The sequence below is a fragment of the Pseudomonas sp. PSE14 genome (genome assembly GCF_029203285.1).
GTDB lineage: Bacteria > Pseudomonadota > Gammaproteobacteria > Pseudomonadales > Pseudomonadaceae > Pseudomonas.
The window spans coordinates 3,412,172-3,437,779 of sequence record NZ_CP115669.1 but is presented as its reverse complement, the minus strand read 5'-3'; the positions used below and the strand labels follow the sequence as shown (position 1 = coordinate 3,437,779).

Here is a 25,608-nt window from a genome sequence, read left to right as displayed (position 1 = left end):
TGGCCAGTCACCGTTGCACATCAGCAGCCCGGCATTGGGTAGGACACCAGGCTCCGCAGTCGAGCTCTGCGGCTCTGGCTCTGGCAGGGCGAAGCCTTGCCCTTCAGGGGGCAAGCGCAGCGCGCTATAGGTGTATGGAGGTGTAGCTAGATACGCTTGAGACTGCCGATACCAACTTCTGCCAGTTCTAACCGGCAGGTATCGCCGATAGCGATCGTCCGTGAGCGGCAGCTACCGGCCATTAGCGGACGCTCAGAATCAGCTACTTCCGCTTGAAGGCCTCCCGGCGAGACTCGCGTTCGCCAAGGAAACGATTGCTGATCGACGCCTCCAGGTCCTTGCGTTCCACCGGGGTGCCGCAGTGGGGACAAACGCTGGCCACGCCCACATCATAGCCGCACGCGCGGTGCACGAAATGCACGGCCAGCCCCTCATCCTCGCTCTTGCACCACGTCTCGCCCCAGGCGCGCAGCGCGTAGATGACGGGGTAGAAGTCCCATCCCTTGTCGGTCAGATGGTATTCGTAGCGCAGCGGCTTTGCGTTGTAGGGCCGGCGCTCGACCAGGCCGTTGGTTTCCAGCGCTTTCAGGCGCGAGGTCAGCATCTGCGGCGTCGCCGCGGTCTGGATCTGCATTTCCTCGAAGCGTGTCGCGCCCATGTACAACTCACGCAGAACCAGGATGGTCCACTTGTCGCCCACCAAGTCCACCGAGCGCGCCACCGGGCACACCGTATCGCTTGTCTCGTCCAGTCTTGGCGTCACGTCATCTACTCCGCACAAACTATTTTTTTCATAGTAACACGGCCGATGTCGCAATGCCCCGAGCAGTACCTCTCAAAGCCCCGTATTTGTTGACACTATGAATTTCATAGTTGATATTGTACCTGTCGAGGCTTGCCTCATCGCAGCAAGCCATCGCCTGTACAGCAGAAGCTTCCTAACCCTCTCCCCGCAACTGGAGCACCGTCCATGACCCATCCCGTGTATTCCCCGGAGCGGACCGGCCTGCTGCTGGTCGACCCCTACAACGACTTCCTGTCCGATGGCGGCAAGCTGTTTCCCATGCTCAGAAGCGTCGCAGACGAGGTTCGTCTGCTCGACAACCTGCGCACGACCCTTGCTGCCGCGCGAGGAAAGGCCATCCAGGTCTACTACGTACCGCATCGGCGCTGGCAGCCCGGCGACTACGACCACTGGGATCACCCCAACCCGACCCAACGCCTGATCCAGCAGCGCCATACCTTTGCCAAGGGCTCCTGGGGTGGCGAATGGCATCCCGACTTCGTGCCACAGGTAGGCGACATCATCATCCAGGAGCACTGGGGGCAAAGCGGGTTCGCCAATACCGACCTCGACTTCCAGCTCAAGCAGCGAGGCATCACCCATGTGATCGTCGTTGGTCTGCTGGCGAACACCTGTATCGAATCCACCGCACGCTTCGCCATGGAACTTGGTTATCACGTCACGCTGGTACGCGATGCGACAGCCGCCTTCAGCAAGGAAATGATGCATGCGGCGCACGAACTGAACGGGCCGACGTTTGCGCACAGCATCGTGGAGACCCGCGAGCTGGTGCAGGCCCTGCAGCAGTGAAGAGCGTCATGCCTGTCTCTCCCGCAGCGCCGATGGGAGTTTCCGATCGCCTTGTCACCCTCATGGCCCTGTGCTGCTCACTGGCCGTATCGACCATCTATTACCACCAGCCGCTTCTGCCGCAGATGGCCGCGTCGTTTGGCCTGGCGCCGACACAGGCCGGCCTGGTCGCCTCCTTGACGCAGCTTGGCTATGCGGCGGGCCTGCTGTTCATCGTGCCGCTCGCCGACTGCCGACAGCCACGCCAGCTCGCACTGATGGCCATCGCGGCGAATGCCGTCGCCTTGATCCTTTGCGCCGTGGCGCCGAGTTTCACCGTGTTGTGCGTGAGCAGCCTCCTGGTCGGCGTGACCGCGATCACCGCGCAGATCATCATCCCCACCCTGTCGGGACTGGTTGCTCCGGCTGAGCGCGGTCGCATCGTCGGCAGCCTGCTCGGTGGCCTCTCGGCAGGCCTGTTGCTGGCGCGTACGGTCGGAGGGTTCGCCGGTGCGCACACGGGATGGCGAGCCGTGTTCGTACTGGCCTCGCTCATCGATGTCGTGCTGCTGGTCCTTGTTGCCAGGAGCCTGCCCGCCGCCACGAGCATGCCAGCGATAAGCTATGACCGGCTTTTGCGTTCGCTGGGCAGCCTGGTCCGGGAGGAAAGAGTGTTGCGTTACTGCGCGGCGAGCGGCCTCTTGATGTTCGCCGCGTTCAGTGCGCTGTGGGCCTCGCTGGCCGCGCTGCTGGCACAACCACCCTACGGGTTCGATTCCGCCACCATCGGCCTGTTTGGCCTGGTCGCCCTGTTGGGCATCGTCGCGTCACCACATATCGGCGCACTGAGCGATCGCCTGGGCGTCCGCACCATGGTCCTCGCCGGCGCGATGGCCCTCGCCGCAGGTTTCGCCTGCATCGCTGCGGGCGGGCAAAGTCTTGGCTGGCTGATCTTGGGTATGGTGCTGCTCGACTTGGGCAATCGTGCCGGACTGGTTGCCAACCAGGCACGCGTATTCACCCTGCATCCGGAGGCCCGGAGCCGGCTCAATACCGTATTCATGGGATCGTATTTCCTGGGTGGAGCGATCGGCGCTGCATTGGGAAACTACGGCGTGCACCGGGCAGGCTGGCTCGGCCTTGCCGCTGTTGGCATCCTGCTTTCCTGCGCGGCCGCGGTGATCAATGCTCTTTCTCCCCTTGAGTCGAACTCGACGACGGGCTAGGTGCGCCCATGAGCCATTCAAAGGCGACACTGCGGCGCACCTCATCCTTGAATTCCTGAAAGAACAGCCTTTCGCGTTGCAGCTGACCTCGAAAGCTGGCGATGCTCGCTCCTTGCTTGTTCGCCTCTTGCAAGGTCCGCTTGTGGCCGATTGCAGCCTCTGGAGAGCGCCAGCTACCGACCCATAGCGGCCGTTCACAAAAAGCCGCTATCGGCCAACCAGGCGTAGCGTCGCGCGAACAGGCAGATGCGCATGCTTTCGCAAGTCAGCGCCTGCACGACGCCGAAGCCAGGTCCGGAGCAGCCTCCCCGGATCAGGGCGCCGCAATTTTCGAGCAGGCGTTGCATGAAGTGGGGCCTTCCGTGGCCATCCGCGCCGGCGGTCCTCTGGCCGCCGGCGCGGTGGCGTCAAGCGCTGAGTACGCGGCAGGCATGTTCCGGAATGGTCACCGACACGGCCTGACCTACACGCAGACCAATGTCCTGGCAGGGCGTGCTGAGGGCGGTCAGGGAGACGCCGGAACACTCGACAGTGGTCTCGATGGTCGCGCCGATGTCGCGGATGAAGGTCACGGTAGCGTCCAGGCGATTGGCCGCCGGTGCCTGTGCCGTCGACAGTTGCAGGTCCTCCGGGCGCACCAGCATGCGCACGCTGGCGCCCGGTTGGATGCTGGGGCAATGGGCGGCATGCAGTGCCGCGCCGCCCGGCAATTCGACCCGGCCATGGCCCAGCACGGTCGCCGGGAAGATGTTGCCCGAGCCGATGAAGTCGGCGACGAAGGCGTTGGCCGGGTTGCGGTAGATCTCGATCGGAGTGCCGACCTGCTGGATGCGGTGCTCGCCCAGCACCACCACGACATCGGCCATGGTCATGGCCTCGCGCTGGTCGTGGGTGACCATGATGGTGGTGATGTTCAGGCGTTGCTGTAGTTGGCGGATCTCCACCTGCATCGACTCGCGCAGCTTGGCGTCAAGCGCCGACAGCGGCTCGTCGAGCAGCAGCAGTTTGGGGTGCGAGGCGATGGCGCGGGCGATCGCTACGCGCTGGCGCTGGCCGCCGGACAGCTTGGCCACCGGTCGGTCGACCATCTGCTGCAACTGGATCATCTGCAGCAGCTCGGCGACGCGCGCCTGCTGCTCGGCCTTGCCGACACCGCGCAGCTTCAGCGGATAGGCGATGTTCTCGCCGACGGTCATGTGCGGGAACAGCGCCAGCGACTGGAACACCATGCCGAAGTTGCGCTGGTGCGCCGGGACGAGGCTGATGTCTTCGCCGTCCAGCAGGATCTCGCCGCCGCTGAGGCTTTCCAGGCCGGCGATCATGCGCAGCAGCGTGGTCTTGCCGCAGCCGGAGGGGCCGAGGAAGCAGACCAGCTTGCCCTGTGGCAGGTGCAGGTTCACGTCCTTCACGGCGCAGGCGGTGCCGTAGTGTTTCTCGACGTTTTGCAGATTCAATCCATTCATTTTTTCACCTCGAATCAGAACGACACGCCACCTTCGCCAACCAGCTTCTCCAGCGCCCAGATGAGGACGAAGTCGATCAGCACGATCAGCACGGCGAACGAGAAAACGGTGGGGTCAAGCGAGGACACGGTGCGGCTGTACATCCAGATCGGCACGGTCATCACGTCGATGTTGTAGAGGAAGTAGGTCACGGTGAATTCGTTGAACGAGACGATGAAGGCCAGCAGCATCCCGGCGAGGATGCCCGAGCGCATCAGCGGCACGACCACATCGACGATGGCGCGCAGCGGCGGGGCGCCGAGCATCTGCGCGGCTTCCTCGACCTCGCTGCCGATGGCGACCATGGCCGCCGTGCAGTTCTTCACCACGAAGGGTAGGGCGAGGATCACGTGGGCGATGACCAGGCGCGAGGTGTCCAGGTGCAGCGGCAGGCTGTCGAACACCAGCAGCAGCGCCAGGCCCAGTACGACCATGGGGAACACCAGCGGCAGCGACATCAGTTGCAGGGCGACGGCCTTGCCACGGAACTCGCAGCGGGTCAGTGCGTAGGCCGCGGGGACGGCAACCAGGGTGGCGAGGACCATCGTCAGGCAGGACACCAGCAGGCTCGTGCTAAGCGCCTTGCCGAGGCTGAGCACGTCGCTGGCGTCGGGCGAGACGAAGGTGTGCCAGGCGGCCTGATACCACTGCAGGCTGTAGCTGCTGGGTGGGAAGTCGAGATTCGCCGCGCCGCTGAAGGACATCACGATCATGGTCAGGATCGGCAGCACGGCGAGCAGCAGGATGATGCCGGAGAGCACCAGGGCGAAGCGGCCGGTGTCGCCCGGCAGGGTCGGTTGGCGACGGGACAGGTTGCTCATTGCGAGGCCTCCAGGATGCGTCGGCGACGGCCGGTGACGACTTCCGACAGGGTCATGATCGCCAGGGTGGTGACGATCAGCACCACGCCGGCGGCGGAGGCGGCCGGCCAGTTCATCAGCGGGGCGATCTGGTCGTGGACCATCACCGCGAGCATCGGCACGCGCCGCCCGCCCAGCAGCAGCGGAACCACGAAGCTGCTGGCGTTGTAGGCGAACACCAGGGTGGCGCCGGTGAGAATGCCGGGCAGGCTCATGGGCAACACCACCTGGCGGAACACCTGGAAACGGCTGGCGCCGAGGGTCGCGGCCGCTTCTTCGTAGCTGCGCGAGATGCCGCGCATGGCGCTGGCAATGGGCAGCACGGCGAGCGGGAACGCGGTCTGCACCAGCCCCATGAGCACGCCGTTCTGGTTGTACAGCAGCATCACCGGACGCTTGATCAGGCCCAGGGCCAGCAAGGCTTTGTTGAGCATGCCCGCCGGGCCGAGGATCACCAGCCAGCCGTAGCTCTGCAACAGCAGGTTGACCAGCAGCGGCAGCAGCACGGCGGCGAGGAATATCCGCCGCAGCAGGGGCGATTGCAGGCGCGACATGCTGTAGCCGACCGGGATCGCCAGCAGCACGGCGATCAACGCACTGAAGAAGGCCAGGCGCAGCGTCAGCAACAGCGATTTGAGGTAGTACGGCTGCAGCAACTGGGCATAGCTGGCCAGGCTGAAACCGGTCCATTCGGCGCCTTTCTCGCCGACGCTCATGCGTACCACCAGCAGGCTGGCGGCGATGAGTACGATGAGGAAACACAGGGACGGCGTGAGGAACATCCAGGCACGCGCCGTCGGTGAAAACGCCCGGGCCGGGCGCAGCAGCGCCACGCCGACCGGGCGGGTCGGATTGCTCGATTGCATATCGCGTCTCTCGTCAGAACGGAGAATGTCCGCATCGAGCGCAGGTGGTTCCGGCCACTTGCGCGCGACGATTCATGGCCGCCGTGGCGGCCATGGCTGCATCAGGAAGAGAAGATTTCCGTGTAGCGGCGGATCCACTGTTCGTGGACGGTGGAGAGGAAGGCGTTGTCGTGCATGATCGCCTTCTCTGCGATCTGCTCGGGGGTGAGGATGTAGGGGCTCTTGCGCGCTTCGGCGGAAATGATCGCCTTGGCGTTGACCGGGCCGTTGAAGATGTCCTCGGCCATCTTGCCCTGCACGTAGGGGTCGAGGGAGTGGTCGATGAAGGCGTGGGCCAGGTCGCTGTCGCCCGGTCGGTTCTTCGGCAGCACCGAAAGCATCAGGTCGGTGTAGAAGCCTTCCTTCATGCCGAAGGTGGCGCCCAGGCCGTAGTTGGGGTCGCGGATCTGCTTGGGGAAGAACGCCGGCGCGTAGAGGCCGCCGATATCCAGCGAGCCGGTGCGGAACAGTTCGGCGACCTGGTTGGGGTTTTCGCCCAGGGTCATGACGCGGTCCTTGAGCTCTTCGAGCTTCTTGAAACCGGGTTCGATGTTGTGCTCGTCACCACCGGCCAGCTTGGCGGCGATGATGATCAGATCCATGGCCTCGGTCCAGTTCGGCGGCGGCAGGAACAGGCGGCCGGCGTAGTTCTCATCCCACAAGGCCGCGTAGCTGTCGGGTACGTCCTTCACCGTGCGGGTGCTGTAGACCAGGCTGTTGCACCACAGCAGGTAGCCGATGCCGTGGCCGTCGGCGCCGGTCTGGTATTTGGCTGGAACGTCCTTGAGGTTGGGGATGCGGTTGAGGTCGGGTTTTTCCAGCAGCCCGGCGCTGGCCAGGCCTTCGGCGCCGACGCCGGCCAGGGTGATGACGTCGTACTGCGGGCGGTCGCCGCCGGCCTTGAGCTTGGCGACCATCTCCGAGGTGCTGCCGGTACGGTCGGCGATCACCTTGGCGCCGGTCTTGGCCTCGAAGGTCGCGGCGATGTTGCGCAGCGCCGCAAGGCCGGTGTCGTCGGACCAGGTGAGCAGGCGCAGGGTCTTGCCCTGGAAGCGGTTATCGCTGGCGCTGGCCCGGATGAAAGGCATGGTCAGGGCAGCCGCGGCCACCGAGGCAGCGCCTACCGTTTTGATGAATTGCCTTCTGCTGAAATCACGCTCGCCCATCGGGGACTCCTTTGCTCTTATCGCTTTTGTTTAGGAAGGTCGCGGGTGTGCGGCGGGAGGTCGGGGCTGTCGCCCCCCGCCTGCCGGATATGTCTGGCGGTCCCGGAATCCGGGGGGCGCAGGCTGTTCGGCGGGGTCATCCTGCGACCTCGGCGTGGTGCCAACAATCGAAAAAATGTCATCGAAGCCATGTTCTGCATGCATGGCTGGCGTGCGCCCATGCGCGGGCCGCAGACCTTCCCTGAAAGGCCCGCAACAGAGCGGTTCAACAAAAAAAGACGCGCCGTGAAGCCGGCGCGTGGCGGGGAAAGTTCCCCGGAAAGATCCCTGCCGCCCGGGTGCGGCAGGGAGAGGGACGTGTCAGCCCTGGCTGCTCATCCAGGTCGCCTGGTCGATCTCGATCAGGGTCGGCAACGAGCTGGCGCTGGCTTCGCGCAACGCGGCGCGCAGTGCCGCTTCGTCGCTGGCGCGATGCGCCTTGCAACCCAGCGCCTTGGCCGCGCCGACAAAGTCGGGGGTGTAGATGTCGACGCCGACCGGCTCGATGTCGCGGTTGACCATGTAGCGCTTGATTTCCTCGTAGCCGTGGTTGTTCCACAGCAGGACGATCAGCGGTACGTGCGCTTCTACCGCACTGGCCAGTTCCGGCAAGGTGAACTGCAATCCTCCGTCGCCGATCAGGCACAGCACCGGGCGTCGCGTGGCGTCACCCAGCCAGGCACCGATGGCGGCCGGCAATGCATAACCGAGGGTGCCGTAGCCGGTCGAGGAGTTGAACCAGCGTCGCGGCTTCTCAAGGTCGAGGGTCAGGTTGCCGGTGTACACCGGTTGGGTCGAATCGCCGACCAGTACCGCTTCGGGCAGCTCCTCCAGCGCAACATGCAGGAAGCGGGTCTGGCCGCGCAGCGTGTCATCCAGGGTGGAGAGCACTTTCTCGCGCAGTCTGGCGGCGCGGCTACTGCCCCAGTGCGGCGTTTCGACGGCCAGGCTCCGGCCTTCCAGGGCGCCCAGCAGGGCTTCCAGGGCCAGCCCGGCATCGGCCACCAGTGCGGCTCGGGGCGGATAGTTGCGTACCGTCTGATCCGGGTCGATATCGATGCGCAGCAGGGCGCCCGGAATCTTGAAGCCGCCGGCGAAGGTCACGTCGTAATCGGTTTCGCCCAGCTCGGTGCCAACCGCAAGCACCACGTCGGCCTCGTTGACCAGTTCGCGGGTGGCGTCGGTGGACTGCGTCGAGCCGATCAGCAGAGGATGTTGCGCGGGCAGCAGGCCCTTGGCGTTGATCGTCAGCGCCACCGGCGCCTGCAGGCGCTCGGCCAGTTGCTGCAGGGCTGGCCCTGCATCGACGGCGCCGCCGCCGGCGAGGATCAGCGGGCGCCGTGCGCCTGTGAGCAGGTCGGCCATTTCGGCCGCAGCCTCGGGCGCTGCGCCAGCGCGGGCTACCTTGACTGGCTGGCTCGACAGCAGCGCGTCGGCATTTTCCACCAGCACGTCGAGGGGAATCTCGATATGCACCGGACGCGGTCGGCCGGCCTGGAACAGGGCAAAGGCGCGGGCCAGCACCGCCGGCAGTTCGGCGGCTGACATCAGCGTGTGGGAGAAGGCGCTGCAACCGGCGACCAGGCCACTCTGCGACGGCAGTTCGTGCAGCTTGCCGCGCCCGCCGCCGAGCTGGCTGCGCGCCTGCACGCTGGAGATCACCAGCATGGGAATGGAGTCTGCATAGGCCTGGGCCATGGCCGTGGCGATATTGGTCATGCCCGGGCCGGTGATGATGAAGCACACGCCGGGCTTTCCACTGGTGCGCGCATAGCCGTCGGCCATGAAGCCGGCGCCCTGTTCGTGGCGCGGCGTGACGTGGCGGATCTTCGAGCGGGCGAGCCCGCGATAGAGTTCCACGGTATGCACGCCGGGGATGCCGAACACCTGCTCGACACCGTAGCCTTCGAGCAATTTCACCAGTACTTCGCCGCATGTGGCCATGGACTTCATCCTTATTGTTGGTCGTCGGTCTGGCGCGCCATCCCGGTGTATCCGCCAGGGAAACCGGGGCCGAGCATGTACAGGCGAGGTGCGCGCTGGGAGACGGCATTGGACCTGTCGGCGGAGGGCGCTGACAAACCAAAATTTGTCATACTAGGTATGTCTTCACCTCATGCCTGAGCCACGATGAAGCGCTTACCTCCTTTGCCTGCCCTGCACACTTTTCTGGTCACCGCGCAATGCTGCAACTTCACCCGCGCGGCCGGTCTGCTGCACATCACCCAGGGGGCGGTGAGCCGGCAGATCGCCGGTCTGGAAAGCCATCTGGGCTATTCGTTGTTCCAGCGTCAGGCGCGAGGCTTGACCCTCACGCCCCAGGGCCGCGATCTGCTGCCGCGTATCCAGCAGGTGTTCGCGCTGATCGAGGAAGCAGTGGAAGAAGTCGGCGGCAAGCGTGAGGCGCTGCAGCTCAAGGCACCTACCTGCATCATGCGTTGGCTGTTGCCGCGTCTGTTGCAGTGGCAGACCGAGCGCCCGGACGTGCCGGTGGAGCTGACCACCACCATGCAGCACTCCGTGGATTTCCGTAGCGAGGAGTTCGACGCCGCGGTGGTCTACAGCCTGCAGAAGGAGGAGGAGGGCCCGGCTTGCCACCGTCTGTTCTACGAACAACTGACCCCGGTTTGCGCGCCGCAACTGCTCGACGGTCCGCTGCCGCTGAGCGCGCTGGCGGACCTGGAGCGGCATATGCTGCTGCACCCCACTCGCGACCAGCGCGACTGGGAGGCCTGGTTGCGTGTGGCCGGCACGCGGGTCAGCAACATGGGCAAGGGCCAGCATTTCGACACCCTGGACCTGGCCGTTTCGGTGGCCGCCCAGGGAGCCGGCGTGGCCATGGGCGACTGGGCGCTGATCGGTGACGACCTTCGCGCCGGGCGCCTGGTCACGCCTTTCGAGCTGAAGGTGCATACCGGTGCGGCGTACTACCTGGTTTATCCCGAACGCCGCGAGACGTCGCCGCAATTGCGCGAGCTGATCGACTGGCTGTTGCTGCAAGCGGCCGAGCCACAGGAGCAGCCGGCTGCCTGATGTCGCTTCGGCGTCAGGCGCTTTCCGCCTCACCTTGTGCGGCTCGCCACCATGACGAGCCGCGACTTAGAGAGCCTGTTCGTCGTTGCTTTCGACTGAGCGAATTTTCCACGTCATATAAGGGAAATTACTTTTGAAAAATCTGAAGTAATTATTTGCATCGCGCTATTTTTCCTATCGCACCAAGCTGCGAAAACTGCACCCACACCAAGCCGCAGAGGTCTTGGTTTACGCGGACCGGAGGGTCTGAAAATCTCCGGCCGTGCTGCTGTTCCTTACTGCCAAAGCCCGATGGCGACACGCCAGGGCACACAACAACAATCGGCGAGTACAGGCCCGCGAAGCTGCGGTCTGTCAGAGGAATATCACCATGCCCATCCTTGCGCAGTTCTCCCGTTCGACATCCTCCCCAACGTCCGCTGATTCGTTTCGCCGCCTGACGCTCTCAGCCGTCGCGCCCGTGCGCTGAACTTCCCGCCGAATGCTTCGCCGTGCCTGACGGCGCGGCTCACCCTGCCCGGAGTTCGTTCATGCGACTCGAGATCTTCCGCACCCTGTGGGGCTACACCCATGGCTGGCCGCAGGCCATCGCCGAACTGCGCGAGGCCGGCTTCGACGGCCTGGAAGCGCGCCTGCCGCTGGATCCCGCCCTTCGTGCCGAGTACGCACGGCTGCTGGCCGCGGAAGGGGTGCCCTACATCGCGACCCTGTTCACCGCCCACGACGTGCTGCCCGACCAGTCGGCCAGCCCGCAGGTGCATCTGGACGACCTGCAGCGCAAGCTGGGCTATGCCGCCGAGCTGTCGCCGCGCCTGGTCAACACCCTGGCCGGCAACGATCGTTGGCCGTTGGCTGCGCAGGTCGACTTCTTCGGCCGCGCCCTGGAGCTGGCCGCCGCGCAGGAGCTGACCTGTCTCTTCGAGATTCACCGTGCGCGCTCGCTGTACAGCCCCTGGGTGACCCTCGAGCTGATCCGCCAGGTTCCCGAGCTGCGCTTCACCACCGACATCAGCCACTGGGTGGTGGTCTGCGAGCGCCTGCTCGACGACCCCGCCGACGACCTCACGCCCTTCGTCGAGCGCGTGCAGCACATCCAGGCCCGCGTCGGCTACGACCAGGGGCCGCAAGTGCCGCACCCCGGCGCGCCGGAATACAGCAACGCACTGGCCTTCCACCAGAAGCACTGGGAAGCCGTATGGCGCGCCCAGCAGGCTCGCGGCCAGCAGATCACCACCCTGACCCCGGAATTCGGTCCGGACGGCTACTTGCATCACCTGCCTTTCACCAATGCCCCGATCGCCGATCTGTGGGCGCTGAACCGCTGGATGGCCGACGAAGAGCGTCGCCACTTCCAGCGGTTCCTCCAATCCGGATTCTGAACTGATGGAGCCATCGAATATGCAGGAGCACGCGAGCAGGGCCTTCACCTCCATACCCGTCATCGACATCGGCGGGCTGTTCAGCGCACGCCTGGAAGAGCGCCAGGCGGTGGCGGCCGAACTGGGCAAGGCGGCCCGTGAAGTGGGCTTCCTCTATATCCGCAACCACGGCCTCGATCCGAAGCTGATCGAGGGCCTGCAAGCGGCCGCGCGGGCCTACTTCGCCCAGCCGCTGGAAGCCAAGATGCGCCATTACATCGGCGTCTCGGAAAGCCACAAGGGCTTCGTCCCGGAGGGCGAGGAGGTCTACGCCAAGGGCAAGCCGGATCACAAGGAAGCCTTCGACGTCGGCTTCGAAGTGGCCGCCGAGGATCCGCTGGTGCTGGCCGGCACGCCGCTGCTGGGGCCGAACCGCTGGCCGGAAGTGCCCGGCTTCCAGCAGCAGGTGAGTGCCTACTACCAGGCTGTGTTCGCCCTCGGCCGCAAGCTGTTCGACGGCTTCGCCCTGGCCCTGGGCCTGGAGGAGGGCTACTTCGACCCGCTGGTAAGTCGGCCGCCGTCGAAGTTGCGCCTGATCCATTACCCCTTCGATGGCGAAGCGCAGGACGCACCGGGCATCGGGGCACATACCGACTACGAGTGCTTCACCATCCTGCATGCCACCCAGCCGGGCCTGGAAGTGATGAACGAGGAGGGCGAGTGGATCGACGCACCGCCGGTACCGGGTGCCTTCGTGGTGAACATCGGCGACATGCTGGAGGTGATGACCAACGGCGCCTTCGTGGCCACCGCGCACCGCGTACGCACAGTGCGCGAGGAGCGCTACTCGTTCCCGCTGTTCTACGCCTGTGACTACCACACTCAGATCCGTCCGCTGCCGCAGTTCGACAACGGCAGCCGGGAGTACGAAACCATCGCCATCGGCGAGCACATGTGGAGCCAGGCGCTGCAGACATACAGCTACCTGCGCCGCAAGGTCGCCGACGGCGAACTGGCACTGCCGGAGCGGGCGCGCAAACCGTCCAGCTTCGGCCACCTGAAAAAACAGACGCAGCCTTACTGAGCCGCGCGCAACCCTAGACTGGAGCAATCACCATGCTGAAAACCACCCGCACCCTCCTGGCCGCAGCCGTTGTCGGCGCCACCCTGTTGTGCACCCTGCAATCCGCCAGCGCCGCCCTGACTGCCACGCCGGGGCAGTTCAAGGTCGGCATGGAAATCACCTATCCGCCCTTCGAGTCCTATGACGGCGACAAGGTGGTGGGTTCCGACCCCGAGCTGGCCGAACTGCTGGCCAAGCACATGGACCTCAAGACGAGCTTCGTGAACACCAAGTTCTCCGGGCTGATCCTGGGCCTGAATGCCGGCCACTTCGACGCGGTGATCTCCGGCATGTACGTCACCCCCGAGCGTGCCACCCAGGCCATGGCGATCCCCTACGCGCAGACCGGCGCAGCCATCATGGTCCCGGCCGACAGCAAGGAGCGCCCGGCGAAGCCTGAAGACCTCTGCGGCAAGAAGATCGGCCTGGAGAAGGGCACCACCTGGGTGCCGAAATTCGAGGAGTTGTCCAAGACCTACTGCGTACCCAACGGCAAGGGTGCCATCAGCGTGAGCGAATACCCGTCCGCGCCGGAAGTGACCCAGGCGTTGCTGTCGAAGAACGTCCAGGCTCAGGTGGAGATTTCCGGCGCCGCGCACATGATCGCCGAGCGCTCCAAGGGCCGCGTGGTGGTCAGCTCCACCGAGCTGATCTACAAGCAGACCCTGGGCATGTACGTGAAGAAGGGCAACCAGGAGCTGTACGACGCACTCAAGACCGCCTTCCAGAAGACCAAGGACAGCGGCGAATTCGCTGCCCTGCTGAAGAAGTACGCTCTCGAAGACGCTCCGGCAACCGAGTGATTCCGCTTTAACGCAACATGAAAGACGGGGCTGGCCTCGCGCCAGCCTCGTTCGCCGAGGTCTCCATGCAATTCGACTGGTCCTACTTCTTCTCCCTTTTCTCCTTGCCGGATTTCTGGAAGGCCTGCGTCACGGTGATCGAACTGAGCGCCCTGACCTGGCTGATCGGCATGGTCCTGGGTTTCCTCCTCGCCTGTGCCAAGCTCTCCGGCTCGCGCTGGCTGCGCATGCCCACGGCCTTGTACATCTGGTTCTTCCGCAGCGTGCCGCTGCTGGTGCTGGTGGTGTTCGTCTACAACCTGCCGCAGCTCTTCCCGGCCAGCGGCGCGCTGCTGTCCAATCCGTTCATTTCCGGCCTGCTTGCCCTGGTGCTGACCGAAGCGGCTTACATGGCCGAGATCCATCGCGGCGGCCTGATCTCCGTGGCCAAGGGCCAGAAGGAAGCCGGTCGCGCCCTGGCCATGGGCGGCATTGGCATCCAGCGCCTGATCGTCATTCCGCAGGCGTTCCGCATCTCGCTGCCGACGCTGATCAACGAGTACGTCACCGTGGTCAAGCTGACCTCGCTGGTCTCGGTGATCTCCCTCACCGAGCTGCTGCAGGTCGGTGAGCGCCTCTATGCGCAGAACTTCCTGGTGATGGAAACCCTGTCGGCGGTCGCCATCTACTACGTGCTGATCGTGACCCTGTTCGGCTGGGGCCTGCAGTACCTGGAGCACCGCCTGGACCTCAACGCCCGCAAGCCGGAAACCCTGGCCGGCGAGCGCCTGGAAAGCCTGCGCAAGAACCTCCCGGCAACTCCCGTGGCCAGCCGCGAGGCCGCCCCGGCCGGTGCACCGCCCGCGTTGCAGCTCAAGGGCATCCGCAAGAGCTACGGCACCCACGAAGTCCTCAAGGGCGTCGACCTGAGCGTCGGCAACGGCGAGGTGGTGTCGATCATCGGCCCGTCCGGCTCCGGCAAGACCTCGCTGATTCGCACCGTCAACGGCCTGGAAGGCATCGACGGCGGCGCCACCCAGCTCTTCGGCAAGCCCTACATCGAAGCCGGCAGGCCGAACCCGGCGCGCCTGCGTGAAGGCGTGCAGCACATCGGCATGGTGTTCCAGAACTTCAACCTGTTCCCGCACCGTACCATCCTCGACAACGTCACCCTGGCGCCGCGCTTCCACGGCCTGGCCGGGCGCGACATCTGCGAGCAGAAGGCCCTGGCGCTACTGGACAAGGTCGGCTTGCTGGCCCATGCCAACAAGTACCCGCACCAGCTCTCCGGCGGTCAGCAACAGCGTGTGGCCATCGCCCGCGCGCTGGCCATGGCGCCGGCGATCATGCTATTCGATGAGCCGACCTCGGCGCTGGACCCGGAACTGGTGGGCGATGTGCTCAACGTGATCCGCGACCTGGCAAAGGAAGGCATGACCATGGTGATCGTCACCCACGAGATGGACTTCGCCATGTCGATTTCCGACCGGGTGCTGTTCATGGAGCACGGCCAGGTGCAGGTCGATGCCGCACCGGCAAGCATCCGCAATGGCGAATGCGGCGAGCGGGTGATGCGCTTCATCGGCCTGGAGCGCCAGGTCGAGCAGGACGAGGCGCAGCGCCGGGAGTTTCTCGCCAGCTGACGTCACGCCTGACTGACGGGTGTTTGCCGGGCTGTGCCGGATCGATGTCTGCAACGATGTAAAGGAGCGCGCCCATTCTGGGCGCGCTTTTTCATTCGAAGCGGAAGGACGCGCCGTAAGCGCTCTGTGGCAGGCGATCACTGCGATCGGCACGCAGGCGTGAACGGAAGGTCCCGCTTTGCGCGTTGGTGCGATAGAGACCGCGCTTCTGCAGTTCGGGGATCACCAACTCGGCGAAGTCATCGAAGGTGCCGGGACTGATCAGCGGATTGAGCATGTAGCCGCTGGTGCCGGAGAGGCGGGCGTGCTCTTCGATGCGGTCGGCCACCTGCTCCGGGGTACCAACCAGGATCAGGTCGCTGCCCCGGGTCACCTGGGCGAAGCGCTTGCGCACATCGCCGGCGGTGAGCGGCTGGCCGCTGCCGTCGGGGCGCATGACGTAGGACGTCAGCCCCTGGGTCTCGGTGGTCAGCGGCTCGTTGTCGGCGTAGCGGTCGAGATCGATGCCCGTGTCCCCGGCATAGCTCACCAACTGCGCCTGCAGGTGATAGTTGCTCTGCAACTGGTCGTACTTCTTCTGCGCCTCGATGGCTGTGCGGGCAGTGACAATGCGCAGCACGGTCAGCGATTTGATGTCATCCTGGGCACGGCCACGTGCCTCGGCCTGGGACCAGATGTCTTCCAGGCCGGCGCGGATTTCTTCCGGACGCGACTTGGCGATGAAGATCAGTTCGGCATGCTTGGCCGCGAAGGCGCGGCCGCGCTCGGACCAGCCGGCCTGGATCAGCACCGGCGTGCGCTGGGGGGAGGGTGCGCAGAGATGCGCGCCCTGCACCCGATAGTGCTCGCCGTGGTGTTCGATGGCGCGAACGCGGTCGCCGCGGGCATAGGTCTGCCCGCGCTTGTCGGCCACCAGCGCGTCATCCGCCCAGCTTCCTTCCCAGAGCTTGTACACCACATCGAGGAACTCCTCGGCACGGGCGTAGCGGTCGCCATGGCGGATCATCTCATCGAGGCCGAAGTTGCGCGCCGCGCTGCTCAGGTAGGAGGTGACGACGTTCCAGCCAACGCGGCCGTTACTCAGATGGTCGAGGGTGCTCAAGCGCCGGGCGTGGCTGAACGGGTGTTCGTAAGTGGTGCTGATGGTCACGCCGAAGGCCAGGCGTTCGGTCACCGCAGCAAGCGCGGGCAGATGCAGCAGCGGGTCGTTGGCGGGCGCCTCGACTGCCCACTTCAGCGCGGCCTCGTGGGAGCCGCCATAGACGTCATACAGGCCGAGCACGTCGGCGAAGAACAGCATGTCGAGGTTGGCCTGTTCGGCACTGCGGGCCAGGTCGGTCCAGTAGCCGAGGGTGTTGATGCGCAGGCGCTCATCGGCCGGGTGGGTCCAGAGGCTGGGCGCGCCGCCGCAGCCGACGCTGGCTTGTTCATAGAGGGCGAAGAGCAGGGGTTTGGGGTCGGACATCCGGATTTCCTGAAGAACGATGGTCGGAGGTGCGCGCGTGGATTCAGCGGCGTGTGTCGTAGGCCCGGCCGTAATGGCGCTCCAGCCGGGCCTGGATCAGCTCCAGCCCGATGGACATCAGCCAGTAGAGCAGGGCGGCGGCACTGAGCATTTCGATGTAGCGGTAGGAGGCGCGGCCGTAGGACTGGGCGAGGAACATCACCTCCCAGACACCCATCACCGAGACCAGCGACGAATCCTTGAGCATCGAGATGAACTGGTTGGTCGTCGGCGGAATGATGGTGCGCATGGCCTGCGGCAGGACGATGCGCCAGAAGGTCAGGGTGCGGTTCATGCCCAGGGCTGCCGCGGCTTCACGTTGCCCATGGGGCACGCCGATGATGCCTGCGCGGAATATTTCGCTCAGGTAGGCGCCGTAGTTGAGCGACAGCGCCAGGATGCCTGCGCTGATGGCACCCGGAACCACACCCAGCTGCGGGAGGCCCAGGTAGATCAGCAGGATCTGGATCAGCAGCGGCGTCCCGCGGAAGAAGGACGCGTAGAAGCTGGCCACGCCGAAGGCGACGGCGCTGCTCGACAACCGGGCCAGCGCCGTGACGAAACCCAGCAGCAACGAGACCCAGATCGAGCAGAAGCTGAGGAACAGGGTCAGCGCCGCCCCCTGCAGGAAACCGTTGGGCGCGAGGTTGACGCCCACCAGGTTGCGCCACTTGTCGAGGATGATCGCCAACTTCAGGTCGAAGCTGAGGAAAAACGCCACGCACAGGAGGAGCATGACCGCCCAGGTCAGGTACAGCCGGACACGGAAGCCGAACAGGCGCGCCAGCAGCGGCTCTGCCGGCGCGTCGCGCAGTCTGGAGGGAGGATTCTGGAACGCGCTCATTGGGTGATGTCTGAACCGATCCACTTATTCGAGATGCGGGCGAGCGTGCCGTCCTGGCGCAGCTGGCCGATGATCTCGGTGACCTTGGCGTTCCACTGCGGGTCGCCTTTCTCGATGGCCACCACGTTGGGCTCACCATAGAGCGGCTGGCCGACGATCTTGAAGCGTGGGTCCTGGGCGATCCGTTCGCGTGCCGTCACCAGGTTGGTGACCATGGCGTCCAGGCGCACGCCGCTACCCAGAGCGAGGTCCTGGAAGGCGACGGTCTCGTTGTCGTAGGGCGCGATCTCGACCTGCTCGAAGGGGTAGCTCAGCGGCTTGTCTTCCGCGCCCTCGATGACCAGGTCCTTGCGCAGGTAGCTCTCGTAGGTCGAAGCGCTGATCACACCGACTTTCCTGCCGTCCAGATCCTTGGCCGAGGCAATGCGCGAGTCCTTGGCATTGACCACGATCACCGCCGGCGACTCGTAGTACTTCACCGGGAAATCGAAGACCTGGGCGCGCGCCTGGCTGGGCGTCATGGAGCAGACGCAGACGTCGTATCGGCCGCTCCAGTGGCCGGCGGCGATCACGTCCCAGGATGGCGTTTCCAGGCGCAGCTTGACGCCCAGGCGCTCCGCCACGGCCCTGGCGATGTCGACGTCGAAGCCATCGAGCTGGTTCTGGGCATTGAGGAAGGAAAACGGCGGGTAGTTCTCCATCAGCACGCCCACCAGTTCGCCCTGGTGCTGGACGCGATCGAGGGTAGTGCCGGCGAAGGCGGATGCGCAGCTGGCGGCCAGAGCAAGGCCGAGAACGGGGAGGGACAGTTTCAAAACGGGCTCCAGGATGGGCGGGGAATCGGTAAAGATTAAAACGACATAAAAATTATTTTTCTAATATCTTTGTGGAATTTATTGCTCCGTTCGAGCTATATCTCTCCGTTGTGAGCGCAGTGGAGGACTCGATTGGCAGAGGTGTCCCGATCCTTGCCATGCGAGGGCGTACAAGGTCCTGTCCGACTTCGCACGGCTTGACCCGGAGCCATTAAAAAAAACGCCTCTCAGACCCGGATTCCATCGTTTTTCAGATCCGGAGCGCGTCCCTATAGTCCCCGCAGACCGATCCCGGATCGGTGTAGTCAACTCAGTCGTGCGGGAACTGGATATGAACAAGAACGAAGATGTCGAGCGCAGCAGCGGTGCCGGAGTCGGTACCCGGGTGGTCTGGAGTGGAGAGCAGGTCCAGCACCCCTACAATGCGACTCAGACCCCGATCGTGGTAAGCGCCGCCTACGGCTACCAGGACATCGATGCCTGGTACGACGTCGCCCTGGGCAAGCTTCCCGGCTACATCTACAGCCGCATGAGCAACCCGACCGTCGCCACGCTGGAAGCCAAACTCTGCGAGCTGGAGCAGTCGGAGTCGGCGGTTGCCTTCAGCAGCGGGATGGCCGCCATCAGCGCGGTGCTGCATACCTTCCTGTCGAGCGGCAAGCGGGTGGTCTCTACCCGTGACAGCTACGGCGGCACCAACAAGATCTTCGAGGAGTTCCTGCCGCGCATGGGCGTGCAGGTGTGCCTGTGCGACACCCTGGATACCGAGGCCATCGAGCGCGAGATCGCCGCCGGCTGCGATCTGCTCTACCTGGAAACCCCCACCAATCCCACGCTCAAGGTGCTGGACATCCGCCGCCTGGTCGCGGCGGCGCGGAAGGTCGGCGCCCTGGTGGTGGCCGATAACACCTTCGCCACGCCGCTGAACCAGAACCCGCTGACCATGGGCGTCGATGTCGTGGTGCACAGCGCGACCAAGTTCCTCTCCGGGCATGGTGACGTGCTGGGTGGCGTGGTCTGCGGTGCGGAGTCGCTGATGTCGCAGGTTCGCCATTACCGGGAAATCAACGGGGCGTCGCTGGACCCGTTTTCCGCCTACCTGATCATCCGCGGCATCAAGACCCTGGCCGTCCGGCTGCGCCAGCAGCAGGCCAGTGCGCGGGCGCTGGCCGAATACCTGTGCACCGAGCCCCTGGTGGAGGCGGTCAACTACCCCGGTTTGCCTCAACATCCGAGCCACGCGATAGCCCGGTCGCAGATGCGCGGCTTCGGCGCCATCGTCAGTTTCGTGCTCAAGGGCGGCATGGAGACCGTGGCCCGCCTGCTGCCGCGCCTGAAGTACGCCCACCGCGCCGGCAACCTGGGCGCCGTGGAAACCATCTACGGTCCGGCGCGTACCACCAGTCACGTCGAGAACACCCTGGAGGAGCGCCTGGCCCTGGGCATTTCCGAAGGACTGGTACGCATCTCCGTGGGCATCGAGGACACCGATGACCTGCTGGCGGACCTCGCACAGGCGTGCGCCGCGGTTCGCCGGGAACAGGCCAGGGACGGCGAACCGGAAGGGCACGGCGACGTGGCCAACCGGTCGATCGAGCTGCAGGTCTGAGACCTGCCGCGTGGCGCCCGCCGGTCGCGGCGGGTGCCACTTCATGAAATCGAACAACAACAAGACGCAAGGCAACTCGATTCGCTCTGCCCAGACGAGGTCGTAGCTACGCCCTTGCCCGCCAACTTTCATGAGAGTCCAACCATGTCCGTGCAGACAACAACAAGCAAAAATGCTTCGGCGCATTCCTTCAAGCAGGATATGCAGACCCGCCACATCGTCATGCTGGCGCTGGGCGGTGTCATCGGTACCGGCCTGTTCCTGACCTCGGGCTACACCGTCAACCAGGCCGGTCCGCTGGGTGCGGTTATCGCCTACATCATCGGCGCGGTCATGGTCTACCTAGTCATGATGTGCCTGGGCGAACTGGCCGTGCAGATGCCGGAGGTCGGTTCCTTCAGCAGCTATGCGACCCGTTACCTGGGGCCGGGCACCGGCTACACGGTGGCGTGGATGTACTGGCTGACCTGGACGGTTGCCATCGGCTCGGAATTCACCGCCGCCGGCATGCTCATGGTGCGCTGGTTCCCGGATACGCCGGTGTGGATCTGGAGTGCGCTGTTCGGAGCGGCCGTGTTCATCAGCAACATCGTGTCGGTGCGGACCTTCGCTGAGACCGAGTTCTGGCTGTCGCTGGTCAAGGTTCTCGCGGTGATCGCCTTCCTGATCGTCGGCGGTGGCGCCATTCTCGGCGTCTTCGAGATCAAGCAGGCACACAGCATCGGGCTGGGCAACTTCACCCGTGAGGGGCTGTTCCCGACGGGCTTCTGGTCGATCGCCATGACCCTGCTGGCGGTGTCCTTCGCCTTCTCCGGGACCGAGCTGATCGGTATCGCCGCCGGCGAGACCCGCGATCCGGAGAAGAACGTGCCCAAGGCCATCCGGACCACGGTGCTGCGCCTGGCGCTGTTCTTCATCGGCACCATCTTCGTGCTGGCGACCCTGCTGCCGCGTGAGCAGGCTGGCGTGGTGGAGAGCCCGTTCGTGATGGTCTTCGAGATGATCGGCATTCCCTACGCCGCGGACATCATGAACTTCGTCATCATCACCGCGCTGCTGTCCGCCGCCAACTCCGGGCTTTACGCCGCCGCGCGCATGCTCTGGACGCTCAGCGACCAGGGCAACATGCCGCGCAGCTACGCGTCGCTGTCGCGCCGGGGCACGCCGTTCAACGCCATCGTCCTGAGCATGGCCGGCGGCATGGCGTCGCTGCTGAGCAGCGTCTTCGCGCCGGACACCATCTACCTCGCCCTGGTCTCCATTTCCGGACTGGCCGTGGTGGTGGTGTGGATGAGCATCGCCGCCAGCCAGATCGCCTTCCGACGTCACTATGTGGCCAACGGCGGCAAGGTCGAGGACCTGAAGTTCCGCGTACGCGGCTATCCCTTCGTACCGCTGGCCGCGCTGTTCTGCTGCGTGCTGTCCTGCGTCGGCATCGCCTTCGACCCGGCCCAGCGGGTGGCCCTGTACTTCGGCTTGCCCTTCATCGCCTGGTGCTACTTCGTGTTCTGGCTGACCCGCAAGGGCCGGGAGCGTCGGCAGATGTCGCTGGAAGTCGTGGCGCGTGGTTCCGAGGCCGCCTGAGCAGCGTGATACTAGGCCGCTTGAACAGTTGCCATGAGGATCCGCCGTTGAGCCAGAAAGCCTTGCCCCCACTGAACTGGCTTCGAGCCTTCGAGGTGTCGGCGCGTTACCTGAACTTCACCCACGCGGCGGAGGAGCTGCACCTCACGCAGGGGGCCGTGAGTCAGCAGATTCGCCAGTTGGAGAGCCAGCTCGGGGTGGCGTTGTTCAAGCGTCTGCCCCGGGGGCTGGGGCTGACGGAGGAGGGGCAGTCCTACTTGCCGGTCGTGCAGGACGCCATCAGCCGGCTGGCGGTAGGCACCAACGAAATCTTCGGGCAACGCCAGCGGCGGCCATTGAAGGTGCGCGGCAGTCTCTCGTTCCTGCACTTCTGGCTGGCGCCCCGGCTGGCCGAGTTCCGTCGTGCTCATCCGCAGGTCGATATCCGCTACATCAGCAACCTGTGGGTCAAGGAGCTCGATGCCGAGGACGATCTGGAGATTCGTTGGGGCAGCGGGCAGTGGCCGGGTGTCGAGGCGCAGCGCCTGACCTGGGACCTGCTGGTTCCGGTCTGCTCGCCCGCGCTGATCGCCGACCGGCCCTTGCGCGAGGCGCGCGACCTGGCGCACCTGCCGCTGCTGCATGTGCTGGGCTACGAGGAGGGCTGGGGCTACTGGCTGAAGCGGGCCGGCGCCGATGATGTCGATTATTCGAGCGGCCTGCAGTTCGACACCCTGGTCTCCACCCTGCGCATGGCGGAGTTGGGCTTGGGCGTTGCCCTGGCGCGCTCGTCACTGGTCGAGGACCTCCTGCGGGAAGGGCGCCTGGTGGCGCCCTTTGCCCAGCGCATCGAGGCCAGCGAGTCGTTTTACCTGGTGCGCGGCCTGGGGCAGGCGCTGTCCCCGGATGCCCAGGCCTTTTCCAACTGGCTGGTGACCTTGGTTCACCGCCAATCATGAGTACCCACCTGGAGTGACGATGCAGTACACAACCACCCGTGGCGCCGAGACAAGCGTGGACTTCCGCACGGCGCTGCTTTCCGGGCTCGCCGGGGACGGCGGGCTCTACGTGCCTTCGTCGCTGCCGCTGTTCAGTCCGCAGGAGATCGCCAGCTGGTCCTGGCTGCCGTTCGACGAACTGGCCTGGCGGGTGATTGCTCCCTTCGTCGGCGACACGCTCGACGAGCCGAGCCTGAGGGCGCTGGTCAGCGACAGCTATCGGGGGTTTCGCCATCGCGCGATTGCGCCGCTGCAGCAGATCGGCCACAACGAGTGGGTCCTGCAGTTGTTCCACGGCCCGACCCGTTCCTCCAAGGATTTCGCCGCGCAATTGCAGGCCCGGCTGATCAGGCACTTCCTGGGCCAGGATTGCGAGCGGGCGGTATTGGTCGGGGCCAGCAATGGCGATACCGCCGTGGCGGCCATCGAGGCCCTGGGGCACTGTCCCACGGCTCGCCTGCTGGCGCTCTATCCGCTGGCCGGCACGCCGGCGGATCGGTCGGAGGTCATGCGCAGGGCGGATTCCGATAGTGTTTACAGCGTCGCCGTGGAGGGCAGTTTCGACGATTGCCAATCGCTGGTTTCGCGATTGCTGCGCGAATGGCCCTGTCCCGAGCTGATTCCGATCAGCTTCAACTCGACCAACTGGATCGGCGTGCTGGCGCAGATCGTCTTCTACTTCCATGCGGCCCTGCAGTTGGGCGGCGGCATCCGCCCGGTCGGCTTCAGCATTCCGGCGGCCAGCTTCGCCGAGATCTACGCAGGTTTCATCGCGCAGAAAATGGGGCTGCCGATCAACCAGATCATCGTCTCTACCAACCGCAACGATGCCTTGCACCGGTTCATCCATTGCAATCGCTACAGCCGGGGTTCCGCCAGCCGCACTTTGTCGCCGGCGATGGACTTCTCGCTGTTCTCCAACCTCGAACGCTTCGTCTGGGAGCTGTATGAGCGTGACGGCGAAGCGACGCGGACGCTGATGGAGCACTTCGACGACTGTGGCGAGCTGAGCATCGGTAACCGCCAGTGGTTGCAGGCGCGCATGCTGTTCGACTCCTATGCCGTGGACGATGCGCTGATCCGCGAAGAGATCATCACGCTGTTCCGCGAGACCGGCAGTGCGGTGGACCCCCATACCGCGACGGGCGCCTACGCCGGGCGGCTGCACCGGCGCAACATCGGCGCGCCCATCGTGACCCTGGGGCAGTTCGCGCCGGAGAAGTCGGCGGCGCTGCTGGCGGAGCTGGGGGCCTGGCACGGTGCAGTGCCGTCGCCCACAGGCGGCGAGGCCACTGGACCCGTGCTGGCGCGCGATGACCTGGCGGGGTTGCACGAGGTACTGATGCAGATGCGGGCCGGCCGATGAAGCGCATCCTCGACCCCCTGGACGAGCGCATCCTCGCCGAACTCACCGCCAACGCGCGCATCGCCCATGCGGAGCTGGGGCTCAAGGTCAACCTGTCGCGCAACGCGGTGCGCCAGCGCATCGAGCGCCTGGAGCGTGACGGCGCCATCCAGGGTTACACCCTGCGGGTGGGCGAGGGGCGGCGTCCCTCGTCGCTGATCAATGCGGTGATCTTCGTCTACCGCTACGACCGCATGCGCGGCGAGGAGGTGCTGGCCGCGCTGCGAACGATCCCGGAGATCGTGCAGTGCGAAGTGCTCAGTGGCGAGTTCGACCTGATGCTCCGTGTCGAGGCCGCCAGCCCGGAACGCGTGCACCACGTCTGGCGGGAGATCGCGGCGATGCCGGGGGTCGAGAACACGGTGACCTCGTTCGTGCTGTCCACCGTGATCTGAACCGCCCAACCCGGCCGTACCCTGCTGCCAAAGCCAGCGGGAATACCAGCGCCGCCCGGACCTTCGTCCGGGCGGCGTTTTTCATTCTGCGCCCAGGTATTGCGTCGGTCCGGCACTGGTCAGATTGCCCAATAAATACAGCGCTTTGCCATATTCAACTGGCATGGGACGACTCTTAGGCTGAGCGACATCGAACAACGCCTGAGAAGGAAGGCAAACCATGACCGAATACAAGATCGCCCTCGTTGGCTTTGGCGGTGTGAACCGCGCCCTGGCTCAACTGATCGCCGAGCGCAACGCTCGTTGGCAGCAGGAGCTGGGTTTCAGCCTGAAGATCGTTGGCGTCACCGATCTCTTCCTGGGCTCGGTGATCGACCGCAATGGCCTGGATGCGGCCAGTCTTGCCGCGCTGCCGGCCGTCAAGGGCGCCTTCGCGCAGATGCCCGAAGGCACCGCGCAAGCCTTCAACGAGTCGGTGATCAAGCAGTCCGGGGCCGACATCATCGCCGAAGCCACCTTCACCAATCCGAAGGACGGCGAGCCGGCGGCGACCTTCTGCCGCTGGGCCCTGGAGGCGGGCAAGCACGTGGTCACCACCAACAAGGGCCCGATCGCGCTGCACGGCGAGGAGCTCAAGCGCCTGGCCAAGGCCAATGGTGTGTCGTTCGAGTACGAAGGCTCGGTGATGAGCGGCACGCCTGTGCTGCGCCTGGCACGGCAGACCCTGGCGGGCTCCGGCGTCCAGGGTTTCGAAGGCATCCTCAACGGGACCTCGAACTACGTGCTGACGCGCATGGAAGAAGGGCTCGGTTTCGCCGAGGCCGTGGCCAAGGCGCAAGAGCTGGGCTATGCCGAGGCGGACCCGACGGCCGACGTGGAAGGGCATGACGTGCGCCTGAAGGTCGTGATCCTCGCCAACGAATTGCTCGGCGCGCACCTGCAGGTCAGCGATGTCGCCTGCAGCGGAATCAGCGGCATCAGCAGCAGCGATATCGAGAAGGTCCGCGAGTCGGGGGCGCGCTGGAAGCTGATCGGCTCCGCCCGCCGCGAAGCCGATGGCGCGGTGAGTGCCAGCGTGGAGGCCCGCCTGCTGCCGAGCTGGCATCCCCTGGTGGGCATTTCCGGCGCCACCAACGCCGTCGCCTTCGACACCGAGTTGCTGGGTGCGGTGACGGTCTCCGGCCCCGGTGCCGGCCGTGTCGAGACGGCGTTCGCCCTGCTGTCGGACATCGTCGCCATCCATGCGTCCGGCCGTCAGGCCTGAG

At 65.2% G+C, this 25,608-nt stretch carries 23 protein-coding genes; 13 read left to right on the top strand and 10 right to left on the bottom strand.

Annotated features, from left to right (window positions below; genetic code table 11):
- Positions 1-262: 262 nt before the first annotated feature.
- Entirely contained in the window at positions 263-763 is a 501-nt protein-coding gene (locus O6P39_RS15660) for a helix-turn-helix domain-containing protein (protein WP_275607425.1), read from the bottom strand.
- A gap of 207 nt (positions 764-970) precedes the next feature.
- Here O6P39_RS15660 and O6P39_RS15655 point away from each other — a divergent pair, with 207 nt between their 5' ends.
- Together O6P39_RS15655 and O6P39_RS15650 are read left to right on the top strand one after the other, a co-directional pair.
- Complete coding sequence (locus O6P39_RS15655; protein WP_275607424.1) at positions 971-1,594, top strand: isochorismatase family cysteine hydrolase; 624 nt, start codon at positions 971-973, stop codon at positions 1,592-1,594.
- Between the two features lie 8 nt (positions 1,595-1,602).
- Positions 1,603-2,799: an MFS transporter gene (locus O6P39_RS15650; RefSeq protein ID WP_275607423.1), complete on the top strand. Its 1,197-nt coding sequence runs from the start codon at positions 1,603-1,605 to the stop codon at positions 2,797-2,799.
- A gap of 194 nt (positions 2,800-2,993) precedes the next feature.
- Here the strand turns inward: O6P39_RS15650 and O6P39_RS15645 are convergent, their stop codons facing one another.
- The 6 genes from O6P39_RS15645 to O6P39_RS15620 all read right to left on the bottom strand — a co-directional run bounded on the left by O6P39_RS15645 (position 2,994) and on the right by O6P39_RS15620 (position 9,215).
- The gene (locus O6P39_RS15645) at positions 2,994-3,146 is read right to left on the bottom strand and encodes a hypothetical protein (RefSeq protein WP_275607422.1); all 153 of its coding nucleotides are present in this window, start codon (positions 3,144-3,146) and stop codon (positions 2,994-2,996) included.
- Positions 3,147-3,206: 60 nt separating this feature from the next.
- Positions 3,207-4,262, bottom strand: a complete 1,056-nt coding sequence (locus O6P39_RS15640; RefSeq protein ID WP_275607421.1) for an ABC transporter ATP-binding protein — start codon at positions 4,260-4,262, stop codon at positions 3,207-3,209.
- A 14-nt stretch (positions 4,263-4,276) separates the two neighbouring features.
- Entirely contained in the window at positions 4,277-5,122 is an 846-nt protein-coding gene (locus tag O6P39_RS15635) for an ABC transporter permease (RefSeq protein ID WP_275607420.1), read from the bottom strand.
- Positions 5,119-5,943, bottom strand: a complete 825-nt coding sequence (locus tag O6P39_RS15630) for an ABC transporter permease (protein ID WP_275611960.1) — start codon at positions 5,941-5,943, stop codon at positions 5,119-5,121. Before O6P39_RS15630 ends, O6P39_RS15635 begins: the two co-directional genes overlap by 4 nt.
- A gap of 185 nt (positions 5,944-6,128) precedes the next feature.
- Positions 6,129-7,232, bottom strand: coding sequence for an ABC transporter substrate-binding protein (locus O6P39_RS15625; RefSeq protein ID WP_275607419.1), 1,104 nt, complete (start codon positions 7,230-7,232; stop codon positions 6,129-6,131).
- A gap of 360 nt (positions 7,233-7,592) precedes the next feature.
- Positions 7,593-9,215 carry a 5-guanidino-2-oxopentanoate decarboxylase gene (locus O6P39_RS15620; RefSeq protein ID WP_275607418.1) on the bottom strand — a complete coding sequence of 541 codons (1,623 nt, stop codon included), beginning with the start codon at positions 9,213-9,215 and terminating at the stop codon, positions 7,593-7,595.
- 186 nt (positions 9,216-9,401) lie between these two features.
- Between O6P39_RS15620 and O6P39_RS15615 the strand changes: the two genes are divergently transcribed.
- The 5 genes from O6P39_RS15615 (at position 9,402) to O6P39_RS15595 (ending at position 15,210) form a co-directional block, all read left to right on the top strand.
- A complete protein-coding gene (locus O6P39_RS15615; RefSeq protein ID WP_275607417.1) occupies positions 9,402-10,304 on the top strand; it encodes a LysR substrate-binding domain-containing protein in 903 nt (300 codons plus the stop codon).
- Positions 10,305-10,834: 530 nt separating this feature from the next.
- On the top strand, positions 10,835-11,683 hold the full coding sequence (locus O6P39_RS15610) for a TIM barrel protein (protein ID WP_275607416.1): 849 nt from the start codon (positions 10,835-10,837) through the stop codon (positions 11,681-11,683).
- 4 nt (positions 11,684-11,687) lie between these two features.
- Positions 11,688-12,746, top strand: a complete 1,059-nt coding sequence (locus O6P39_RS15605; protein WP_275607415.1) for a 2-oxoglutarate and iron-dependent oxygenase domain-containing protein — start codon at positions 11,688-11,690, stop codon at positions 12,744-12,746.
- A 32-nt stretch (positions 12,747-12,778) separates the two neighbouring features.
- Positions 12,779-13,588: an ABC transporter substrate-binding protein gene (locus tag O6P39_RS15600; RefSeq protein ID WP_275607414.1), complete on the top strand. Its 810-nt coding sequence runs from the start codon at positions 12,779-12,781 to the stop codon at positions 13,586-13,588.
- A 65-nt stretch (positions 13,589-13,653) separates the two neighbouring features.
- On the top strand, positions 13,654-15,210 hold the full coding sequence (locus tag O6P39_RS15595) for an amino acid ABC transporter permease/ATP-binding protein (protein WP_275607413.1): 1,557 nt from the start codon (positions 13,654-13,656) through the stop codon (positions 15,208-15,210).
- 91 nt (positions 15,211-15,301) lie between these two features.
- On the opposite strand, the gene O6P39_RS15590 is transcribed toward O6P39_RS15595, so the two are convergent.
- Genes O6P39_RS15590 through O6P39_RS15580 form a run of 3 tightly spaced genes read right to left on the bottom strand, consistent with a single transcriptional unit; the run spans position 15,302 to position 18,373 of the window.
- Positions 15,302-16,675 (bottom strand): LLM class flavin-dependent oxidoreductase, encoded by a 1,374-nt coding sequence (locus O6P39_RS15590; RefSeq protein WP_275607412.1) that lies wholly within the window; start codon positions 16,673-16,675, stop codon positions 15,302-15,304.
- 43 nt (positions 16,676-16,718) lie between these two features.
- A complete protein-coding gene (locus O6P39_RS15585) occupies positions 16,719-17,558 on the bottom strand; it encodes an amino acid ABC transporter permease (protein ID WP_275607411.1) in 840 nt (279 codons plus the stop codon).
- Positions 17,555-18,373 (bottom strand): transporter substrate-binding domain-containing protein, encoded by an 819-nt coding sequence (locus tag O6P39_RS15580; RefSeq protein WP_275607410.1) that lies wholly within the window; start codon positions 18,371-18,373, stop codon positions 17,555-17,557. The genes O6P39_RS15585 and O6P39_RS15580 overlap by 4 nt, the downstream gene beginning before the upstream one ends.
- A gap of 331 nt (positions 18,374-18,704) precedes the next feature.
- On the opposite strand from O6P39_RS15580, the gene O6P39_RS15575 reads away from it, so the two are divergent.
- The 6 genes from O6P39_RS15575 to O6P39_RS15550 all read left to right on the top strand — a co-directional run bounded on the left by O6P39_RS15575 (position 18,705) and on the right by O6P39_RS15550 (position 25,607).
- A complete protein-coding gene (locus O6P39_RS15575; protein WP_275607409.1) occupies positions 18,705-19,982 on the top strand; it encodes a cystathionine gamma-synthase family protein in 1,278 nt (425 codons plus the stop codon).
- Positions 19,983-20,183: 201 nt separating this feature from the next.
- Positions 20,184-21,566: an amino acid permease gene (locus tag O6P39_RS15570; RefSeq protein ID WP_275607408.1), complete on the top strand. Its 1,383-nt coding sequence runs from the start codon at positions 20,184-20,186 to the stop codon at positions 21,564-21,566.
- A 47-nt stretch (positions 21,567-21,613) separates the two neighbouring features.
- Positions 21,614-22,504 carry a LysR substrate-binding domain-containing protein gene (locus O6P39_RS15565; protein ID WP_275607407.1) on the top strand — a complete coding sequence of 297 codons (891 nt, stop codon included), beginning with the start codon at positions 21,614-21,616 and terminating at the stop codon, positions 22,502-22,504.
- A gap of 19 nt (positions 22,505-22,523) precedes the next feature.
- A complete protein-coding gene (locus O6P39_RS15560) occupies positions 22,524-23,909 on the top strand; it encodes a threonine synthase (RefSeq protein ID WP_275607406.1) in 1,386 nt (461 codons plus the stop codon).
- On the top strand, positions 23,906-24,343 hold the full coding sequence (locus O6P39_RS15555) for an Lrp/AsnC family transcriptional regulator (protein ID WP_207886659.1): 438 nt from the start codon (positions 23,906-23,908) through the stop codon (positions 24,341-24,343). Before O6P39_RS15560 ends, O6P39_RS15555 begins: the two co-directional genes overlap by 4 nt.
- A 220-nt stretch (positions 24,344-24,563) precedes the next feature.
- Complete coding sequence (locus O6P39_RS15550; RefSeq protein ID WP_275607405.1) at positions 24,564-25,607, top strand: homoserine dehydrogenase; 1,044 nt, start codon at positions 24,564-24,566, stop codon at positions 25,605-25,607.
- The last annotated feature ends 1 nt before the right edge of the window (position 25,608 follow it).

What these genes read in the sequence shown, in the direction of transcription:
- O6P39_RS15655 (WP_275607424.1), top strand. Translation starts at nt 971, where the DNA reads ATGACCCATCCCGTGTATTCCCCGGAGCGGACCGGCCTGCTGCTGGTC.
- O6P39_RS15650 (WP_275607423.1), top strand. Translation starts at nt 1,603, where the DNA reads ATGCCTGTCTCTCCCGCAGCGCCGATGGGAGTTTCCGATCGCCTTGTC.
- O6P39_RS15645 (WP_275607422.1), bottom strand. Translation starts at nt 3,146, where the DNA reads ATGCAACGCCTGCTCGAAAATTGCGGCGCCCTGATCCGGGGAGGCTGC.
- O6P39_RS15640 (WP_275607421.1), bottom strand. Translation starts at nt 4,262, where the DNA reads ATGAATGGATTGAATCTGCAAAACGTCGAGAAACACTACGGCACCGCC.
- O6P39_RS15635 (WP_275607420.1), bottom strand. Translation starts at nt 5,122, where the DNA reads ATGAGCAACCTGTCCCGTCGCCAACCGACCCTGCCGGGCGACACCGGC.
- O6P39_RS15630 (WP_275611960.1), bottom strand. Translation starts at nt 5,943, where the DNA reads ATGTTCCTCACGCCGTCCCTGTGTTTCCTCATCGTACTCATCGCCGCC.
- O6P39_RS15625 (WP_275607419.1), bottom strand. Translation starts at nt 7,232, where the DNA reads ATGGGCGAGCGTGATTTCAGCAGAAGGCAATTCATCAAAACGGTAGGC.
- O6P39_RS15620 (WP_275607418.1), bottom strand. Translation starts at nt 9,215, where the DNA reads ATGGCCACATGCGGCGAAGTACTGGTGAAATTGCTCGAAGGCTACGGT.
- O6P39_RS15615 (WP_275607417.1), top strand. Translation starts at nt 9,402, where the DNA reads ATGAAGCGCTTACCTCCTTTGCCTGCCCTGCACACTTTTCTGGTCACC.
- O6P39_RS15610 (WP_275607416.1), top strand. Translation starts at nt 10,835, where the DNA reads ATGCGACTCGAGATCTTCCGCACCCTGTGGGGCTACACCCATGGCTGG.
- O6P39_RS15605 (WP_275607415.1), top strand. Translation starts at nt 11,688, where the DNA reads ATGGAGCCATCGAATATGCAGGAGCACGCGAGCAGGGCCTTCACCTCC.
- O6P39_RS15600 (WP_275607414.1), top strand. Translation starts at nt 12,779, where the DNA reads ATGCTGAAAACCACCCGCACCCTCCTGGCCGCAGCCGTTGTCGGCGCC.
- O6P39_RS15595 (WP_275607413.1), top strand. Translation starts at nt 13,654, where the DNA reads ATGCAATTCGACTGGTCCTACTTCTTCTCCCTTTTCTCCTTGCCGGAT.
- O6P39_RS15590 (WP_275607412.1), bottom strand. Translation starts at nt 16,675, where the DNA reads ATGTCCGACCCCAAACCCCTGCTCTTCGCCCTCTATGAACAAGCCAGC.
- O6P39_RS15585 (WP_275607411.1), bottom strand. Translation starts at nt 17,558, where the DNA reads ATGAGCGCGTTCCAGAATCCTCCCTCCAGACTGCGCGACGCGCCGGCA.
- O6P39_RS15575 (WP_275607409.1), top strand. Translation starts at nt 18,705, where the DNA reads ATGAACAAGAACGAAGATGTCGAGCGCAGCAGCGGTGCCGGAGTCGGT.
- O6P39_RS15570 (WP_275607408.1), top strand. Translation starts at nt 20,184, where the DNA reads ATGCAGACCCGCCACATCGTCATGCTGGCGCTGGGCGGTGTCATCGGT.
- O6P39_RS15560 (WP_275607406.1), top strand. Translation starts at nt 22,524, where the DNA reads ATGCAGTACACAACCACCCGTGGCGCCGAGACAAGCGTGGACTTCCGC.
- O6P39_RS15555 (WP_207886659.1), top strand. Translation starts at nt 23,906, where the DNA reads ATGAAGCGCATCCTCGACCCCCTGGACGAGCGCATCCTCGCCGAACTC.
- O6P39_RS15550 (WP_275607405.1), top strand. Translation starts at nt 24,564, where the DNA reads ATGACCGAATACAAGATCGCCCTCGTTGGCTTTGGCGGTGTGAACCGC.